Source organism: Pseudomonas kielensis, assembly GCF_030505375.1.
Classification (GTDB): Bacteria; Pseudomonadota; Gammaproteobacteria; order Pseudomonadales; family Pseudomonadaceae; genus Aquipseudomonas; species Aquipseudomonas kielensis.
The window spans coordinates 549,415-565,227 of record NZ_CP130043.1; the positions used below are offsets into that span (position 1 = coordinate 549,415).

Sequence of the window (15,813 nt, forward strand, 5' to 3'; positions counted from 1 at the left end):
TTATCAGGTTGGTATTGGAGTCTCGGTTGCAGACAAACCCATTCTTGTGGCGGGCCTGTTCCTTTTACCTCCGCTGGTCGATCCCGCCCCCGATCTCTACGACCTGGCCAAGTACATTCATACCTGGACATCGTGGTTCTGTGGCGCGTTGATCGGCGGGCACTTATTGGTTGCGCTGAAGCATCACTTTGTCGACAAGGACAACATCCTGGCCGGAATGCTGCCCAGTAAGAAGCGTCGAGTGAAGTAGAGGGTTTTCGCAGGAAAAAGATCGGAGCCGCCTCACCCCCCACATGGAACATGCACGCCCGTGGGGTTTGCCATGGCTTCGATCTTTTGCTTTTCAGCGGATCAGGAATCGCGCCGCAAATCCTCTGGGATCGGCACGTCGTCCTTGAACGGCTCCGGCCGCTTGCCTTTGCCGGCGCGGAACTGACGGATCTGGTAGACGTAGGCCAGCACCTGGGCCACCGCCAGGTACAGCCCGCCCGGGATCTCCTGGTCCATTTCGGTGGAGTAGTAGATCGAGCGCGCCAGGGCCGGCGACTCGAGCAATAGCACATTGTTGCTGACCGCGATTTCGCGGATCTTCAGGGCCAGGAAGTCGCTGCCCTTGGCGACCAGCATCGGCGCGCCGCCTTTGTCCGGATCGTATTTGAGCGCCACCGCATAGTGGGTCGGGTTAGTGATGACCACGTCGGCGTCGGGAATGGCCGCCATCATCCGCCGCTGGGACATATCGTGCTGCAGTTGCCGAATGCGCTGCTTGACCTCGGGACGCCCTTCCTGGTCCTTGTGCTCGTCGCGGATTTCCTGCTTGGTCATCAGCAGCTTCTTATGGCTCTGGTACAACTGCACCGGCACGTCGACGGCGGCAATCAGGATCAGCCCGCAGGCCATCCACAGCGTGCTCCAGCCCACCAGTTGCACACTGTGGATAATCGCCTGCTCCAATGGTTCATGGGCGATGCGCAGCAGGTCGTCGATGTCGGACTTCAACACGGTCAACGCGACGAACAGGATCAACAGGAACTTGGCCAGCGCCTTGAGCAGTTCGATCACCGCGGTCGAGGAGAACATGCGCTTGAGGCCATTGGCCGGGTTCATCCGGCTGAATTTGGGCGCCAGGCTGCTGCCGGCGAACAACCAGCCCCCCAGGGAAATCGGGCCGATCAGCGCGGCCAGGAGCAAGGTAATCAACACCGGCTGCACGGCGATGATCGCGATCTTGCCCGAGTGCAGCAGGTACTGGCCCATGGCACCGGGGCTGAGCAGCACATCGCGGGGCAAGCTGAAGTTCAGGCGCATGATTTCAAGTAAATCCAGGGCCAGGCCACCGCCGTAGATCAGCAGGCCTCCGGCACCGGCGAGCATCACCGCCAGGGTATTGAGCTCCTTGGAGCGGGCAATCTCCCCCTTCTCCCGGGCGTCCTTTTTCTTTTTGTCCGTGGGCTCTTCGGTCTTGTCCTGGCCACTCTCGCTCTCGGCCATGGCTTAGCGCGCCTGAGCCATATCGCGCAGCAACTGCAAAGCCTCGGTGGCCAGCGGTTGATACTGATTGAGAATGTCGCCCAGGCTGATCCAGAAGATCACCAGGCCCAGCACCAGGGTCAGCGGAAAGCCGATGGAGAAGATGTTCAACTGCGGCGCCGCGCGGGTCATGATGCCGAAGGCAATGTTGACCACCAGCAACGCGGTGATCGCCGGCAGTACCAGCAGCATGGCCGCACCCAGCACCCAGCCGAGCTTGTTGGCGATATCCCAGAAGTGATTGACCAGCATGGCGCTGCCCACCGGCAAGGTGGTGAAGCTCTCGGTGACCACTTCGAACACCACCAGATGGCCATTCATGCCGAGAAACAGCAGGGTCACCAGCATGGTCAGGAACTGCCCGATCACCGCCGCCGACACGCCGTTGGTGGGATCGACCATGGACGCGAAGCCCATGCCCATCTGGATCGAGATGATCTGGCCGGCAATCACGAAAGCCTGGAAAAACAGCTGCAGGGAGAACCCCAGCAGCCCGCCAATCAGGATCTGTTCGGCAATCAGCAACAGGCCGCTCAAGTCCAGCGCATTGACCGTGGGCATCGGCGGCAGGCTGGGGGTGATCACCACGGTGATCGCCAGGGCGAAGTACAGGCGGATGCGCTTGGACACCAGGGTGGTGCCGATGATCGGCATGGTCATCAGCAGTGCCGTCACCCGGAACAGTGGCAGCATGAAACTGGCCACCCAGGTACTGATCTGCGCGTCGGTCAGCGCCAGCAGCGACATAGCCTAGCCGATCAACTGCGGAATACTGCCGTACAGGCGCAGGATGTATTCCATGAAGGTTTGCACCAGCCACGGGCCGGCAACGATCAGCGTGACCAGCATCACCAAAAGGCGCGGCAGGAAGCTGAGGGTCTGTTCGTTGATCTGGGTCGCCGCCTGGAACATCGCCACCAGCAGGCCCACCAACAGGCTGGGCACCACCAGCACCGCGACCATCACGGTGGTCAGCCAGAGCGCTTCCCGGAACAGGTCTACCGCTACTTCAGGCGTCATATCGGGCCACTCGCTCGCACCAGGCTAAACACCGCCGAAACTGCCGGCCAGGGTGCCGATGATCAGCGCCCAGCCGTCCACCAGCACAAACAGCATGATCTTGAACGGCAGCGAAATGATCAGCGGCGAGAGCATCATCATACCCATCGCCATCAGCACACTCGCCACCACCAGGTCGATGATCAGGAACGGGATGAAGATCATGAAACCGATCTGGAACGCCGTCTTGAGCTCCGAGGTGACGAAGGCCGGTACCAGGATGGTCAGCGGCGCCTGATCCGGCGACGCGATGTCGGTGCGCTTGGACAGGCGCATGAACAACTCGAGGTCGCTGCTGCGGGTCTGGGCCAGCATGAAATCCTTGATCGGCACCTGGGCCTTGGCCACGGCATCCTGGGCGGTCATTTTTTCCGCCAGATACGGCTGCAAGGCGTCCTGGTTCACTCGGTCGAAGACCGGCGCCATGATGAACAAGGTCAGGAACAGCGCCATGCCGGTGAGAATCTGGTTCGACGGCGTCTGCTGCAGGCCCAGGGCCTGACGCAGGATCGAGAAGACGATGATGATCCGGGTGAAGCTGGTCATCAGCATGACAAACGCCGGGATGAAACTCAGCGCGGTCATGATCAGCAGGATCTGCAGGCTGACCGAATATTCCTGGGCACCGTCGGCATTGGTGCCCAGGGTGATCGCCGGGATCGACAGCGGATCGGCGGCCAGCGCCAGGGGCGCGGTCAGCAACAGGAGCAGCGTCAGGAGGAAACGCAACGGCATTACTTCTTATCCTTGTCTTTACCCAGCAACTCCATCAGGCGCTGGGCAAACTCGGGGGTGGCCTGCTCGGTGCCGGGCACCTGCACTGGCTCTTTGAGGACATGCAGCGCGCTGATGGTGCCCGGCGTCAGGCCCAGCAGAATCTGCTCGTTGCCGACCTGCACCAGGACCAGCCGGTCCCGCGGGCCGAGGGCGCGCGAACCGATCAGCTCGATCACCTGACCCTTGCCCGCCGGCCCTGCCTGCTGCACCCGGCGCAATAGCCAGGCGAGGAAAAAGATCAGGCCCAGCACCAGCAGCAGACCCAGCACCAGCTGCGTCAACTGCCCGGCCACCCCGCCGCCGACCGCTGGCGCAGCCACGGCCGCCACCGGCTCGGCCGCCATCACGCAACCAGGCAAGGCCAGCAACCCACCGAGTAACCTGTTCACTCAGCGCAGCTTCTTGATGCGTTCGCTTGGGCTGATCACGTCCGTCAGGCGGATGCCGAACTTCTCGTTGACCACCACCACTTCGCCATGGGCGATCAGCGTGCCATTGACCAGCACGTCGAGAGGTTCACCCGCCAGGCGATCGAGTTCGATCACCGACCCCTGGTTGAGCTGCAACAGGTTACGGATGTTGATGTCGGTACTGCCGACTTCCATCGAGATCGATACCGGGATGTCCAGGATCACGTCCAGGTTCGGACCGTCCAGCGTCACCGGGCCGTTGTTTTTCGGCACGCTGCCGAACTCTTCCATCGGCAGACGGTTGGACGGCGAACTGGCCGCATCGGCCGCCAGCAGGGCATCGATATCGTCCTGTCCGACATCACCGGCTTCTTCCAGCGCGGCGGCCCATTCATCAGCCAGGGCCTGGTCGTCCTGGGCATTCATATCGTTAACCATCATTTGTCCTCGGCGGGCAGCAAGCATTTAAAAACGAGTGGAGAGCAACGCCGCTCAGCGGCGCTCGATGGGTTCGATCACTTGCAACGCCAGGTTGCCCTTGTGGGACCCCATCTTGACCTTGAAAGCCGGCACGCCGTTGGCGCGCATGATCATGTCTTCGGGCATATCCACCGGGATCACGTCGCCCGGCTGCATGTGCAGAATGTCGCGCAGGCGCAACTGGCGGCGCGCGACGGTGGCACTCAAGGGCACATCGACGTCCAACACGTCCTGGCGCAGGGCGTTGACCCAGCGCTCGTCCTGGTCGTCGAGGTCGGACTGGAAACCGGCATCGAGCATTTCCCGGACCGGCTCGATCATCGAGTACGGCATGGTCACGTGCAGGTCGCCGCCGCCCCCATCGAGCTCGATATGGAAGGTGGAAACCACCACCGCTTCACTGGGCCCGACGATGTTGGCCATGGCCGGATTCACTTCCGAGTTGATGTACTCGAAATTGACTTCCATGATCGCCTGCCAGGCTTCCTTCAAGTCGATGAAGGCCTGCTCCAGCACCATGCGCACCACGCGCAATTCGGTGGGGGTGAATTCACGCCCTTCGATCTTGGCGTGACGTCCGTCGCCGCCGAAGAAGTTATCCACCAGCTTGAACACCAGCTTGGCATCGAGAATGAACAGGGCCGTGCCGCGCAGGGGTTTGATCTTGACCAGGTTGAGACTGGTGGGCACGTACAGCGAATGCACGTACTCGCCGAATTTCATCACCTGCACCCCGCCCACGGCCACATCGGCCGAGCGCCTAAGCATGTTGAACATGCTGATGCGGGTGTAGCGGGCGAAACGTTCGTTGATCATTTCCAGGGTCGGCATGCGCCCCCGGACGATCCGGTCCTGACTGGTCAGGTCATAGCTTTTGACGCTGCCCGGCTCGGCAGCGGCGTCGGTCTCAACCAGACCATCGTCGACGCCATGCAACAGCGCGTCGATCTCATCTTGGGACAGCAGGTCTTGCACGGCCATGTCGTGTTCCTACTGCAGTACGAAATTAGTAAAGAGCAACTGCTCGACCACCACTTTGCCGACTTCTTTCTGCGCCACTTCCTGCACGCTGGCAGTGGCTTTCTGGCGCAGCATTTCCTGGCCGACCGGGGTGGCCAGGTTGTCGAAACTCTGCCCGGAGAACAGCATCACCAGGTTGTTGCGGATCACCGGCATGTGCACCTTCAGGGCGTCCAGATCGGCCTGGTTACGGGCCTGCAGGGTAATGCTCACCTGCATGTAGCGCTGGCGGCCGTTCTGGTTGTAGTTGGCGATGAAGGCCGGCGCCATGGCTTCGTAGATGGCCGCAGGCTTGGCATTGCCGGCCGCATCGGCTGCAGGCTCAGGCTTGCTCTGGGCACCGTGCATGAAGTACCAGGTCGCGCCCACGGACAAACCGATCGCCAGCAACAAGGCCGCGGCAATCACCAGGATCAGCTTGAGTTTGCCTTTGCCGGCGGGATCTTTTACTGCTGCGTCGCTCTTCGCCATGCCAATAATCCGTCACTATTCGGGTTTTCACAGTCGCACGGCAAGGCAAGAGCAAGTGTTATGCCAGAAGTGTCGGGGGACCCGGATTGCATAGATCCTGTAGGCGCGCGAGCGCACTTGCGGACTTCGCCAGCAGGCTCACACAGTGGAAATTTGCACACCGGTAAAAACCGGCAGGTCGCCGTGCTCTGGCTGTTGATCTTGATCCACCGGCCCCATCGGCAGGCTGAGCGAAGGTGCCCATCTGGGGGAGGCGTGGAGCGCCGTGCGGCGAAGCCGCATACATCCAGAGGAGGTGCAGCGAAGCAAACCGGAGGCGATGCCCCGGGATGGATACCGTAGCGAGGGGCCGTACGCCTGGGGCAAGCGTTTTTTTGCTGGGCCTGTCTCCTGGCAGCGGACGCCAAGAAGCTGGTTATCCAGCCTTCTGCCTCAAGCCTTCGGCAACCCCCACAAGGGTCAATCAAGCGTAATAGTCGACCACACTGGAGCCCATCACACGGGTGGCGCTGGCGGCGACTTCAGCGATGCCGGCCGGCGATTCATCCGCCATCGGCTCCAGTCGGTTGGCAGTGGCCGAGGTGCGGGCACCCTGCCCCTGCTGCGCCTGCTCCTGAGAGCCACGGGACTGGTCGGAGACATTGACGTCGACCTGCCCCATGCCCTGCTGCGCGAACATCTCGCGCAGGCGATGCATCTGCCCGTCCAGCGCTTCGCGCACGCCAACGTGGGCGCTCATGAAGGTGACCTGGGTCTGCTGGTCGGGAATCATATTGACGCGGATGTCCAGGCGCCCCAGCTCGGCGGGCTGCAACTGGATGTCCGCCGCCTTGAGGTTAGCGCTCGACAGGTACATGACCCGGTTGACCACCTCTTCGGTCCAGCCGCTCTGGTGCATGGCAATCGGCTGATTGACCGGCAGCGCATTGGCGGTTTTCGCCGTGGCGGCCTGGGTCAGCGCAGCCAGGCGGTCGGCAAAACCTTCCACCCGGGTGTCGCTGCTGGCGGCCTTGAGGTCCTTGAGGCCTTCGTCGATCAGGCCGCTGAAGGCCTTTTCGCCGCCCTCGCCCGCACCGTCCTGCTCCGCTTGCAGGCCGAGCATACTGGCCATGCCTGCGGCGAAGGTCTGCGTCGTGGTCGGCTCGCCGTCGAGCTGGGCGGTCGCAGGCGGGGTCTTGGCTTGAGCCTGGCTGGAGGCGGACAGATGACCGCTCTGCTCCATCGCCAGGCGCACTGCCGGCAAGCTATCCAGCGGATCGGCCTCAGGATCGAACGCCGGACCGCTGACCGCCTGCGTGGTGGCCAGCAGCGCCGCCTCGATGGCCGGGTCTACGGTGGCAGGGGTCTCGACTACGGGGACAGGGACGGGGACCGGCGCCGGGGTTGCGGCCTGGGCCTGCGCCGGATCTACCGCAGCGTCTCCAACCACTGCACCAGGCTCGGTGTCGGAGGCCTCTTCAGGCGCCACTTTTTCGGCGGGCAAGGTTTTGCCGCTAGCGGCAACCGCTGGGGCCGAGGCGGCAGGTTTGTCCCCACGGCCCGGGTGGTCCGGGACCTTGTCACGCAGTGGTTTAGCCCCCACATCGGCCGCCGCCAAGGACTTGCCCGCCCCCTGGCCGGCAAACACCCGGGCGAAGCCGGACGCCTTGTCCACAGGCGTCGCCGGGGCATTGGCCGAGGCCGACTGAGACTTGGCCTGCGTGCCAGCCTGAAGCAGGATGTTGGGGGAAAGGGGCATAGCGGTCTCCGCTGCACTGGAATCGTAGATACAGTTGAGCAAGAAGACTGCAAGGGTCGAGCCAGATTGCCCGGAAAAATGCTAACAGCAGCGATTGGACGAATCAGACGCCAGCGAGCGCTGCCGTTCGGCTTCATACAGAGGGCGCACCAAGGCGAACTCGCCATCGATTTCACCCACCAGCTTGGCCAGGCCCTCGGGGGCTTTTTCCTGGGCGCGCTGTTCCAGCTCATGGCACAGCCTGGCCAGGCGCAACGCGCCCATGTTGCTGCTGCTGCCTTTGAAACTATGGGCCGCGCTGACCAGCTGCGCCGCATCGTGCGCCTCGCGCAGCACTTGCAGACGCTCTTCGGAGTCCGCCAGGAAGGTGTCCAGCAACACCGGGTAATCCTCTTCCATGACTTCCTGTAACGCACTGAGTACGTCACGGTCCAGATGGGTATCGGTCACTTGCTCGCTCCTTGATCAAGAATGGAGGGGATTATGCCTGAGCCCCCCAGGAAAACTCCACGCGCGCCCGCCGGCCGTCGTCGGACCAACTGGCATTGCGGCTCAACTGGCGGATCAGGCTGACGCCACGACCCGATAAACGACCGATGTCCAGCGGCCGGTCCATCACGCGCTGCACATCAAAGCCATGCCCACTGTCTTCCACTTCAATCACCAGGCAACCGCCCGTGCCTTGCGGCGCGACCTGCACGTGTACCCGCAGGTAGCCCTCTTCCAGTTGCTCCAGGCGGGCGTTGCGCAACTGATAGTAGCGCGCAAACCCGTGGACATCGCGCTTGAGGCTTGAATCCAGGCCCAGCACACCATGCTCCAGGGCATTGGAGTACAGCTCGGCCAGCACACTGTGCAGCGCCGCACTTTGCACCCGCAGGCCATGCACCTCCAGCAGCAACTGCAACAGATAGGGCAACGGGTCGAAGCGCTTGAGGGACTCGGCACGAAACTCGAAGCTCAACGACCAGTCCAGCGGGCTGGACTGGCCACTGTCGGAGTAGACCAGGGCTGGCGGCGTAAGCTGGGCCGGCTCCACCAGACTGATTTCCAGCATGCTCACGTCATCCCGGGCCTGGCCGCCAAAATCGCGCAGCGCTTGTTCGATTTCCTCGAACAACTGCCCGGGCTCAAGGTTATCGGCAAACACCTGCATCAAACGCTCGACGCCAAACAGCTGCTCGGTGCTGTCACAGGTATCGATCACTCCATCCGTCAACAGCAACACGCGATCGCCCAGGGCCATCGGGAACACTTCCGTGCGGTCGTCGAACGCCTGGGCACTCAACACGCCCAGCGGCAAATGCCGTGACTTCAGCGGCCGGCGCTCGCCACTGGCGATGTCATGCAGGTAGCCGTCGGGCATCCCACCGTTCCAGACCTCGGCCGAACGGCGCTGGAAACTCAGGGACAACAGGGTGGCGCAGCAAAACATGTCCACCGGCAGGATGCGCTTGAGCTTGGCATTCATCTCTCGCAGGATCTGCGCCAAGCCGAAACCCTTGGCCGTCATCCCGTAGAACACCTCGGCCAGGGGCATGGCGCCCACGGCCGCCGGCAACCCGTGACCGGTGAAGTCACCGAGCAGCACGTGCATGTCCCCAGCCGGGGTGAACGCCGCCAGCAGCAGATCACCGTTGAACAGCGCATAAGGCGATTGCCGGTAGCGGATGTTCGGGGCGCTCAGGCAACCCGAGTGGGCGATTTTGTCGAACACCGCCTTGGCCACACGCTGTTCATTGAGCAAGTACTGATGGTGGCGGACGATCTGGTCGCGCTGCTCCAGCACCGTGGCCTGCAAACGCCGCAAGCGATCCATGGCTTTGATCTTGGCCGCCAGCACCACCTGGTTATAGGGCTTGGCCAGAAAGTCGTCACCGCCCGCCTCCAGGCAGCGGGCCAGGCCTTCGTCCTCGCTAAGCGACGTGAGGAAGATGATCGGCACCAGGGTTTGCCCGGCCAATTGCTTGATCTGGCGCGCCGCGTCAAAGCCGTCCATCACCGGCATCAGTGCGTCCATCAGCACCAGGTGCGGGCGCGCCTGGCGGTACAGATCCACCGCTTCGGCGCCGTTCGCCGCCAGCAGCACCGCGTGGCCCTGCCGCCGGACGATACCCGACAGCAGCAGGCGATCAGCCGCGCTGTCTTCGACGATCAGCACCGTCAGGGGCTCGAACGGCGGGGCCAGGTCGCTCAAGTGATGTCGAACAGCTTGTCGAAATTGGAGATGGCGAGGATTTTTCGCACGTCGGAACTGCTGTTGATCAGCCGCACATCGGATTCGTCACCGCCGGCATGATCGCGCAGCAACAGCAGCATGCCCAACGCCGAACTGTCGAGATAAGTGGCTTCCTTGAGGTCGACCACCACCGCGTTGGGCCGCTGATTGTCGATCTGCCCGAAGGAGTCGCGAAATTCCTGATGCTTGGCAAAATCGAAGCGACCCTTGATCGAGATCGTCAGCTTTTGCCCGTCCTCGGAGACTTTCGTATTGACTGACATGCTAGAGCTTCCTTGTCTTTGGCAATCGTATACAAGGTTTAGCACTTGTACAGGGCATGAGCAAGGCAGCCCATCGGCCCGCGTCACTCAACGATACGGACTCTCCCGGGGCAGGCGCTGGGACAGTTCATCGAGCAGCTTCTGCTCGCGCTTGTCTTCCAGTTGCCGGGCCTCGTCGATGTAGCGCTGCACCAGCTTGCGCAAGCCTTCGACCCGGGCGTAGGCCTGTTGCCAGCCGTCGCGCGCCTTGTCGAGGTTGTTCTGGTGCCAGGCCAGGCTTTGCCGCTGCTGGTCGATGGCGGTGCCCAGTTGCGCGAGGAAGCCCTGGTAACCCAGCAGCCATTGCCCGGACACCCCTTCACGGCCGCGCTCGACCCAGCGTTCCAGGTATTCGAGGCGAAATCCGTCGAGGTCGGCCAGCTTGTTTTCCGCCAGCCGCACCTGGCCCTGGAAGTAGCCCAGGCGCTGGGCGGCGGTCTTCTCGGCTTTTTCCGCCATGTCGACCACCGGCGCCAGGCGCGCTGCTCGGCTCTGGGCCATGGCCGATTAGCCTCCGGCTGCCGGAGCGAAGATGGTTTCCAGGTGAGCGTGGCTTTCGCCCAGGCTGATGTTGTCGTTGAGGCCCTGGCGCAGGTAGCTGACCATGGTCGGCTGCAGGGCAATGGCGGTGTCGGTCTCGCGATCGCCACCGGCCACATAGGCACCGACGCTGATCAGGTCACGGCTCTGTTGATAACGCGACCAGAGCTGCTTGAAATATTGGGCGCGACGCATGTGCTCGGGCGAGACCACCGAGGGCATGACCCGGCTGATGGACGCTTCGATGTCGATGGCCGGGTAGTGCCCCTCTTCGGCCAGGCGCCGGGACAACACGATGTGGCCGTCGAGCACACCCCGCGCCGAGTCGGCGATCGGGTCCTGCTGGTCGTCGCCTTCCGACAGTACGGTATAGAACGCCGTGATCGAGCCACCGCCCGCCTCGGCATTGCCCGCGCGTTCCACCAGTTTCGGCAGCTTGGCGAACACCGAAGGCGGATAGCCCTTGGTCGCTGGCGGCTCGCCGATGGCCAGGGCGATTTCCCGCTGGGCCTGGGCAAAACGGGTCAGCGAGTCCATCAGCAACAGGACGTTCTTGCCCTTGTCGCGAAAATATTCGGCGATGCGCGTGCAGTACATCGCCGCGCGCATCCGCATCAGCGGCGCATCGTCGGCCGGCGAAGCCACCACCACCGAACGCTTGAGGCCTTCTTCGCCGAGGATGTGCTCGATGAACTCCTTGACCTCCCGGCCCCGCTCACCGATCAGCCCGACCACAATGATGTCGGCTTCGGTAAAGCGGGTCATCATGCCCAGCAGCACACTCTTGCCCACGCCGGTACCGGCGAACAGGCCCAGGCGCTGGCCGCGACCGACCGTGAGCAAGCCGTTGATCGACCGAATGCCGACGTCCAGCGGCACGCTGATGGGGTCGCGGTTGAGCGGGTTGATGGTCGGGCCGTCCATCGGCACCCAGTCCTCGGCCTTCATCCCGCCCTTGCCGTCCAGCGCCCGACCGGCACCGTCGAGCACCCGCCCGAGCATGCTCATGCCCATCGGCAGGCGGCCATTGTCAGCCAGTGGCACGACCCGCGCGCCCGGGGCGATCCCGGCGACGCTGCCCACCGGCATCAGGAATACTTTGTTGCCGGAAAACCCCATGACCTCGGCTTCGACTTCGACCGGGTGATAGCTGTCGTCGTTGATCACCCGGCAGCGGCTGCCCATGGCGGCGCGCAAACCTTCAGCCTCGAGCGTCAGGCCGACCATGCGCAACAGGCGCCCTTCAAGGACCGGCTGGCCTGGCAACTCAACCGCGGCGGCGTAGCTGCCCAGGCGCTTGGCAAAACTGGTGCGATCAAGGCGCATCTGGGCTGACCGGCGGAGCTACGGCAGACAGGTCCAGGTGCAAATCCGCGGGCGCCGGGTGCAGCGCCTGCTCGTGCAACTGGTCAAGCAACTGGGCCATGGCCTGGGTGATGCGGGTTTCCACCGTCGCATCGATCCGGCTGTGCTCGGTCTCGACCCGGCAACCACCGGGCAACAGCGCCTCGTCCTCGACGATGCGCCAGGTTTCCTCATGGCGTTCGCGCAGCGCTTTGACCTGGGCAAAATCCTGCGGGTTGACGTACAGGCGCACGTTCGCAACCCCCAGCGGCAGCAGCTTGAGGGCTTCGCGCATGACGTGTTCCAGCTGGCTCGAGTCGATGGCCAGCTCGCGTTGGATCACCTGCCGGGCAACGTGCTGAACCAGCGTCACCAGGCCCTTTTCAATCTGTGTGTCCTGCTCGGCGATGGGCTCGAACAGATTGGCCATCAGCCGCTCCAGGCTGGCCAGCTTGCCATTGAGGGCCACTTCGGCTTCCTGGCGAACCTTGAGGGTGGTGCTGTGAAAACCTTCTTTCTCGCCGGTGGCAAACCCTTCGTTCCAGGCTTCCTGGCGAATGCTCTCGAGTTCTTCCAGGGTCAGTGGCTGGACTTCCTCCAGCGGCACTTCTTCCATCTGCGGTGGTTCTGGCTCGGGCTCAGGCTCGGGTTCCGGGACGTACGGGTCAAAACTGGGCAGCGCCCAGATGTCGAGCCCGCTGACATCACGCGCACGAATCAGGTCGCTGGGCGACTCATCACTCTTGGCTGCCATAGGGTCAGATCATTTCTTCGCCGCCCTTCCCGCCGAGAACGATTTCTCCGGCTTCGGCCATACGGCGGGCAATGGTGAGGATTTCCTTTTGTGCCGTCTCGACGTCGCTGACGCGCACCGGGCCCTTGGCCTCGAGGTCGTCGCGCAGCAGTTCGGCGGCGCGCTTGGACATGTTCTTGAAGATCTTCTCCTTGACCCCTTCGTCCGAGCCCTTGAGGGCCAGCACCAGTACGTCGGAGGAGACTTCGCGCAGCAACGCCTGGATCCCGCGGTCGTCGACATCGGCCAGGTTGTTGAACACGAACATCAGGTCTTCGATCTGACCGGACAGGTCTTCGTCGACTTCGCGGATCGAATCCATGAGCTGGCCTTCGATCGAACTGTCGAGGAAGTTCATGATGTCGGCGGCACGCTTGATCCCGCCCAGGGTGGTGCGCGAGGCGTTGGAATTGCCGGAGAACTGTTTCTCGAGAATCTGGTTGAGTTCCTTGAGCGCCGCCGGCTGCACGGTATTGAGCGAGGACACGCGCAAGATGATGTCCAGGCGCACCTTGTGGTCAAAGTTGCCCAGCACTTCACCGGCCTGGTCGGGGTCCAGGTACGCCACCACAATGGCCTGGATCTGCGGGTGCTCGTAGCGGATCACGTCCGCCACCGCGCGCGGCTCCATCCACTTGAGGCTGTCCAGGCCGCTGGTGTTGCCACCCAGCAGGATCCGGTCGATCAGGCCATTGGCCTTGTCTTCACCCAGGGCCTGGGTCAGCATTTTGCGGATGTAGCCATCGGAGCCTACGCCCAGGCTGGTCTGGTCGCCGACGATGTCGACGAACTCGCTCATCACCTGTTCGACCTGCTCGCGGTGCACGTTGCCCATCTGCGCCATGGCCACGCCGACGCGCTGGACCTCTTTGGGCCCCATGTGACGCAGCACTTGCGCGGCGTCGGTTTCGCCCAGGGACAGCAGCAGGATCGCGGCTTTGTCGACCCGGCTGAGTTTGGCGATCGAGGCTCGGTTATCACTCATCTGCGTTAATCCACTCTTTCACGACCTGCGCCACACGGCCCGGGTCTTCGGCCACCAGGCTCTTGATTGCGTTCAACTGGGCGTCATAGCCTTCGCTCGGGCTTGGCAGCAGGATGCTTTGCGGGCCGCCCAGGCTGACCCGGTCATTGCCCAGCTCGCCATCCAGCCCACCCATGCCTCCGAGCTCGGCATCGCTGCCGATCCCTGCCAGTTGCCGCCCCTTGCCGCCACCGGTGATGTTGTTGAGCACCGGACGCAGCACGCCGAAGACCAGCACCAGGATGAACAGCACGCCGACCACTTGTTTGACCACATCCCAGAACCAGGGCTGGGAATAGAACGGGATCTCGGCAATCACTTCGCCGCGATCGGCCGAGAACGGCACGTTGATCACGCTGACGCTGTCGCCACGGCTGGCGTCGAAGCCGACCGCGTCCTGCACCAGGCGGGTGAAGCGCGCCAATTCATCGGCGGTCCACGGTGCACGGGAGGTTTCGCCATTGGCGGGATTGACCTTGACCTGGTCATCGACCACCACCGCCACCGACAACCGGTTCAAGCGGCCTTGTTGCTGCTTGGTGTGGCTGATGGAGCGGTCGAGCTCGAAGTTCTTGGTCGATTGCTGACGCTTGTCCGCCGGGTACGGGGCGAGCATCGGCTGGCCGGTGGCCGGGTCCATGATCTGCTGGCCGTTGGCATCGAGCAGCGGCTGGCCGGGCTGCACCATGCCGCCTGCGGCGGCAGCGCCACCGGTGGCTTGCGGCGCGGAAGCCGGTGCCGGCGGCTGGTTGCTCAGGGCACCCGGTACGCCTTGCGGGCCATTGCTGGCGGTCCGCTGTTCGGAGGTCGATTGCTCGCTGCGCAGGGCCGGTTGATCGGGGTTGAACTGCTCGGAAGTGGACTCGACCGCACTGAAGTCGACGTCGGCGGACACTTCGGCCTTGTAGCGGTCATTGCCCAGCACCGGCTGCAGGATGTTGTGCACGCGCTGGGTGAGCATGCTTTCCATGCGGCGGCTGTAGTCGAACTGCTTGCCGGCCATGGTCAGTGCGGAGTTCTCCGCCTGATCGGACAGCAGGGTGCCCTTCTGGTCGACCACGGTAATCTGCGACTTGCTCAGTTCCGGGACACTGGTCGCCACCAGATTGACGATGGCCACCACCTGGCTCGGCTCCAGCGAACGGCCGGAGTACAGCTCCACCAGCACCGAGGCGCTGGGCTTGCGCTCGTCGCGCACGAACACCGAGCTTTTCGGAATGGCCAGGTGCACGCGGGCACCCTTGACGTTGTTCAGGCTGGCAATGGTGCGCGCCAGCTCGCCTTCCAGGCCGCGACGGTAACGGGTCGCTTCCATGAACTGACTGGTGCCCAGGCCCTGGTCCTTGTCGAGGATTTCAAAACCGATGTTGCCGTCGGTCGGGGTCACCCCGGCGGCGGCCAGCTTGAGCCGCGCACGCGGCAAGTCATCGGCCTTGACCAGCAAGGCGCCGGAATTGGGTTCGACGGTGTAGGGAATGTCGGCGGTGGCCAGGGTCTCCATCACCTGCTTGGCATCCATCCCGGCCAGGCTGCCGTACAACGGCCGGTAGTCCGGTTGCTGCGACCAGAGGACCACGGCAAAACCAATCGCCACACTCGCAGCCAGGCCAACCAGCAGGCCCACCTGCCGCAGCATGGTCATCTCGGAGAGGTTTTCCAGGAAGGACAGGCCGAACAGCGGCGGTTTGCCATCTGCAGCGGCGGCCTTGGCCGGAACGTTATTGGCGACTGCTTCTGCCATGACTCAATGTGTCCTTAAACCGGCATCTGCATGATGTCTTGGTAAGCCTGAACCAGCTTGTTGCGCACCTGGGTCAGTGCCTGGAAGGAGACGCCGGCTTTTTCCTTGGCGATCATCACGTCGGTCAGGTCGACACCGCTCTTGCCGATTTCGAACGCGGTGGACAGCTGGCTCGACGCCTGCTGGGTGTCGTTGACCTTGTTCACGGCCTGGCCCAGCATGTCGGCAAAGCTGCTACCGGCTTCTTGCGGCGCGGCAACGGCCTTGGGTGCGGCCATGGCGTCCATTTGCATGGCGCGCATGTCCAGCATCAACCGGTTAAATTCAATTCCTTGGCTCATGACT

At 63.2% G+C, this 15,813-nt stretch carries 19 protein-coding genes; 1 reads left to right on the top strand and 18 read right to left on the bottom strand.

The genetic code is table 11. The features are described 5' to 3' along the window. Nucleotides 1–46: 46 nt before the first annotated feature. Complete coding sequence (locus Q1W70_RS02850) at nt 47–250, top strand: cytochrome b (RefSeq protein ID WP_302098616.1); 204 nt, start codon at nt 47–49, stop codon at nt 248–250. 101 nt (nt 251–351) lie between these two features. Here Q1W70_RS02850 and flhB read toward each other — a convergent pair whose 3' ends face one another. From flhB to fliE, 18 genes are all read right to left on the bottom strand, one after another. Continuing rightward, complete coding sequence (gene flhB / locus Q1W70_RS02855) at nt 352–1,491, bottom strand: flagellar biosynthesis protein FlhB (protein ID WP_166592934.1); 1,140 nt, start codon at nt 1,489–1,491, stop codon at nt 352–354. A gap of 3 nt (nt 1,492–1,494) precedes the next feature. After that, nucleotides 1,495–2,277, bottom strand: coding sequence for a flagellar biosynthetic protein FliR (gene fliR, locus Q1W70_RS02860; RefSeq protein WP_302098617.1), 783 nt, complete (start codon nt 2,275–2,277; stop codon nt 1,495–1,497). A gap of 3 nt (nt 2,278–2,280) precedes the next feature. Further along, nucleotides 2,281–2,550, bottom strand: a complete 270-nt coding sequence (gene fliQ, locus Q1W70_RS02865) for a flagellar biosynthesis protein FliQ (RefSeq protein WP_027621022.1) — start codon at nt 2,548–2,550, stop codon at nt 2,281–2,283. Between the two features lie 24 nt (nt 2,551–2,574). Continuing rightward, the gene (gene fliP, locus Q1W70_RS02870) at nt 2,575–3,324 is read right to left on the bottom strand and encodes a flagellar type III secretion system pore protein FliP (protein WP_166592932.1); all 750 of its coding nucleotides are present in this window, start codon (nt 3,322–3,324) and stop codon (nt 2,575–2,577) included. Beyond that, nucleotides 3,324–3,710: a flagellar biosynthetic protein FliO gene (gene fliO / locus Q1W70_RS02875; protein ID WP_166592947.1), complete on the bottom strand. Its 387-nt coding sequence runs from the start codon at nt 3,708–3,710 to the stop codon at nt 3,324–3,326. Before fliO ends, fliP begins: the two co-directional genes overlap by 1 nt. Nucleotides 3,711–3,755: 45 nt before the next feature. Beyond that, nucleotides 3,756–4,214: a flagellar motor switch protein FliN gene (gene fliN / locus Q1W70_RS02880; RefSeq protein WP_166592931.1), complete on the bottom strand. Its 459-nt coding sequence runs from the start codon at nt 4,212–4,214 to the stop codon at nt 3,756–3,758. Nucleotides 4,215–4,268: 54 nt separating this feature from the next. After that, on the bottom strand, nt 4,269–5,237 hold the full coding sequence (fliM, locus tag Q1W70_RS02885) for a flagellar motor switch protein FliM (RefSeq protein ID WP_166592930.1): 969 nt from the start codon (nt 5,235–5,237) through the stop codon (nt 4,269–4,271). A gap of 9 nt (nt 5,238–5,246) precedes the next feature. Next, nucleotides 5,247–5,747, bottom strand: a complete 501-nt coding sequence (fliL, locus tag Q1W70_RS02890) for a flagellar basal body-associated protein FliL (RefSeq protein ID WP_166592929.1) — start codon at nt 5,745–5,747, stop codon at nt 5,247–5,249. Between the two features lie 463 nt (nt 5,748–6,210). Further along, a complete protein-coding gene (locus Q1W70_RS02895; protein WP_302098618.1) occupies nt 6,211–7,485 on the bottom strand; it encodes a flagellar hook-length control protein FliK in 1,275 nt (424 codons plus the stop codon). Nucleotides 7,486–7,566: 81 nt separating this feature from the next. After that, a complete protein-coding gene (locus Q1W70_RS02900) occupies nt 7,567–7,935 on the bottom strand; it encodes an Hpt domain-containing protein (protein ID WP_166590490.1) in 369 nt (122 codons plus the stop codon). A 31-nt stretch (nt 7,936–7,966) separates the two neighbouring features. After that, a complete protein-coding gene (locus Q1W70_RS02905) occupies nt 7,967–9,673 on the bottom strand; it encodes an ATP-binding SpoIIE family protein phosphatase (RefSeq protein ID WP_166590557.1) in 1,707 nt (568 codons plus the stop codon). Nucleotides 9,674–9,678: 5 nt separating this feature from the next. Further along, nucleotides 9,679–9,987 (bottom strand): STAS domain-containing protein, encoded by a 309-nt coding sequence (locus tag Q1W70_RS02910; protein WP_166590491.1) that lies wholly within the window; start codon nt 9,985–9,987, stop codon nt 9,679–9,681. Nucleotides 9,988–10,074: 87 nt separating this feature from the next. Continuing rightward, a complete protein-coding gene (fliJ, locus tag Q1W70_RS02915; RefSeq protein ID WP_166590492.1) occupies nt 10,075–10,527 on the bottom strand; it encodes a flagellar export protein FliJ in 453 nt (150 codons plus the stop codon). A 6-nt stretch (nt 10,528–10,533) separates the two neighbouring features. Next, a complete protein-coding gene (gene fliI, locus Q1W70_RS02920) occupies nt 10,534–11,892 on the bottom strand; it encodes a flagellar protein export ATPase FliI (RefSeq protein WP_095169983.1) in 1,359 nt (452 codons plus the stop codon). Next, nucleotides 11,882–12,664 (bottom strand): flagellar assembly protein FliH, encoded by a 783-nt coding sequence (gene fliH / locus Q1W70_RS02925; RefSeq protein ID WP_166590493.1) that lies wholly within the window; start codon nt 12,662–12,664, stop codon nt 11,882–11,884. The genes fliI and fliH overlap by 11 nt, the downstream gene beginning before the upstream one ends. A 4-nt stretch (nt 12,665–12,668) precedes the next feature. Then, nucleotides 12,669–13,688 carry a flagellar motor switch protein FliG gene (fliG, locus tag Q1W70_RS02930; protein WP_095169985.1) on the bottom strand — a complete coding sequence of 340 codons (1,020 nt, stop codon included), beginning with the start codon at nt 13,686–13,688 and terminating at the stop codon, nt 12,669–12,671. Next, nucleotides 13,681–15,468 (bottom strand): flagellar basal-body MS-ring/collar protein FliF, encoded by a 1,788-nt coding sequence (fliF, locus tag Q1W70_RS02935; RefSeq protein WP_166590494.1) that lies wholly within the window; start codon nt 15,466–15,468, stop codon nt 13,681–13,683. The genes fliG and fliF overlap by 8 nt, the downstream gene beginning before the upstream one ends. A gap of 14 nt (nt 15,469–15,482) precedes the next feature. Next, nucleotides 15,483–15,809, bottom strand: a complete 327-nt coding sequence (gene fliE / locus Q1W70_RS02940; RefSeq protein ID WP_166590495.1) for a flagellar hook-basal body complex protein FliE — start codon at nt 15,807–15,809, stop codon at nt 15,483–15,485. Between the last annotated feature and the right edge of the window lie 4 nt (nt 15,810–15,813).

Excerpts from the sequence above, each read along its gene's own strand:
- fliJ (WP_166590492.1), bottom strand. The coding sequence starts at position 10,527 with ATGGCCCAGAGCCGAGCAGCGCGCCTGGCGCCGGTGGTCGACATGGCG.
- fliQ (WP_027621022.1), bottom strand. The coding sequence starts at position 2,550 with ATGACGCCTGAAGTAGCGGTAGACCTGTTCCGGGAAGCGCTCTGGCTG.
- fliG (WP_095169985.1), bottom strand. The coding sequence starts at position 13,688 with ATGAGTGATAACCGAGCCTCGATCGCCAAACTCAGCCGGGTCGACAAA.
- fliF (WP_166590494.1), bottom strand. The coding sequence starts at position 15,468 with ATGGCAGAAGCAGTCGCCAATAACGTTCCGGCCAAGGCCGCCGCTGCA.
- fliI (WP_095169983.1), bottom strand. The coding sequence starts at position 11,892 with ATGCGCCTTGATCGCACCAGTTTTGCCAAGCGCCTGGGCAGCTACGCC.
- fliR (WP_302098617.1), bottom strand. The coding sequence starts at position 2,277 with ATGTCGCTGCTGGCGCTGACCGACGCGCAGATCAGTACCTGGGTGGCC.
- fliE (WP_166590495.1), bottom strand. The coding sequence starts at position 15,809 with ATGAGCCAAGGAATTGAATTTAACCGGTTGATGCTGGACATGCGCGCC.
- fliN (WP_166592931.1), bottom strand. The coding sequence starts at position 4,214 with ATGGTTAACGATATGAATGCCCAGGACGACCAGGCCCTGGCTGATGAA.
- fliP (WP_166592932.1), bottom strand. The coding sequence starts at position 3,324 with ATGCCGTTGCGTTTCCTCCTGACGCTGCTCCTGTTGCTGACCGCGCCC.
- Q1W70_RS02895 (WP_302098618.1), bottom strand. The coding sequence starts at position 7,485 with ATGCCCCTTTCCCCCAACATCCTGCTTCAGGCTGGCACGCAGGCCAAG.
- fliM (WP_166592930.1), bottom strand. The coding sequence starts at position 5,237 with ATGGCCGTGCAAGACCTGCTGTCCCAAGATGAGATCGACGCGCTGTTG.
- fliH (WP_166590493.1), bottom strand. The coding sequence starts at position 12,664 with ATGGCAGCCAAGAGTGATGAGTCGCCCAGCGACCTGATTCGTGCGCGT.
- flhB (WP_166592934.1), bottom strand. The coding sequence starts at position 1,491 with ATGGCCGAGAGCGAGAGTGGCCAGGACAAGACCGAAGAGCCCACGGAC.
- fliL (WP_166592929.1), bottom strand. The coding sequence starts at position 5,747 with ATGGCGAAGAGCGACGCAGCAGTAAAAGATCCCGCCGGCAAAGGCAAA.
- Q1W70_RS02910 (WP_166590491.1), bottom strand. The coding sequence starts at position 9,987 with ATGTCAGTCAATACGAAAGTCTCCGAGGACGGGCAAAAGCTGACGATC.
- fliO (WP_166592947.1), bottom strand. The coding sequence starts at position 3,710 with ATGGCGGCCGAGCCGGTGGCGGCCGTGGCTGCGCCAGCGGTCGGCGGC.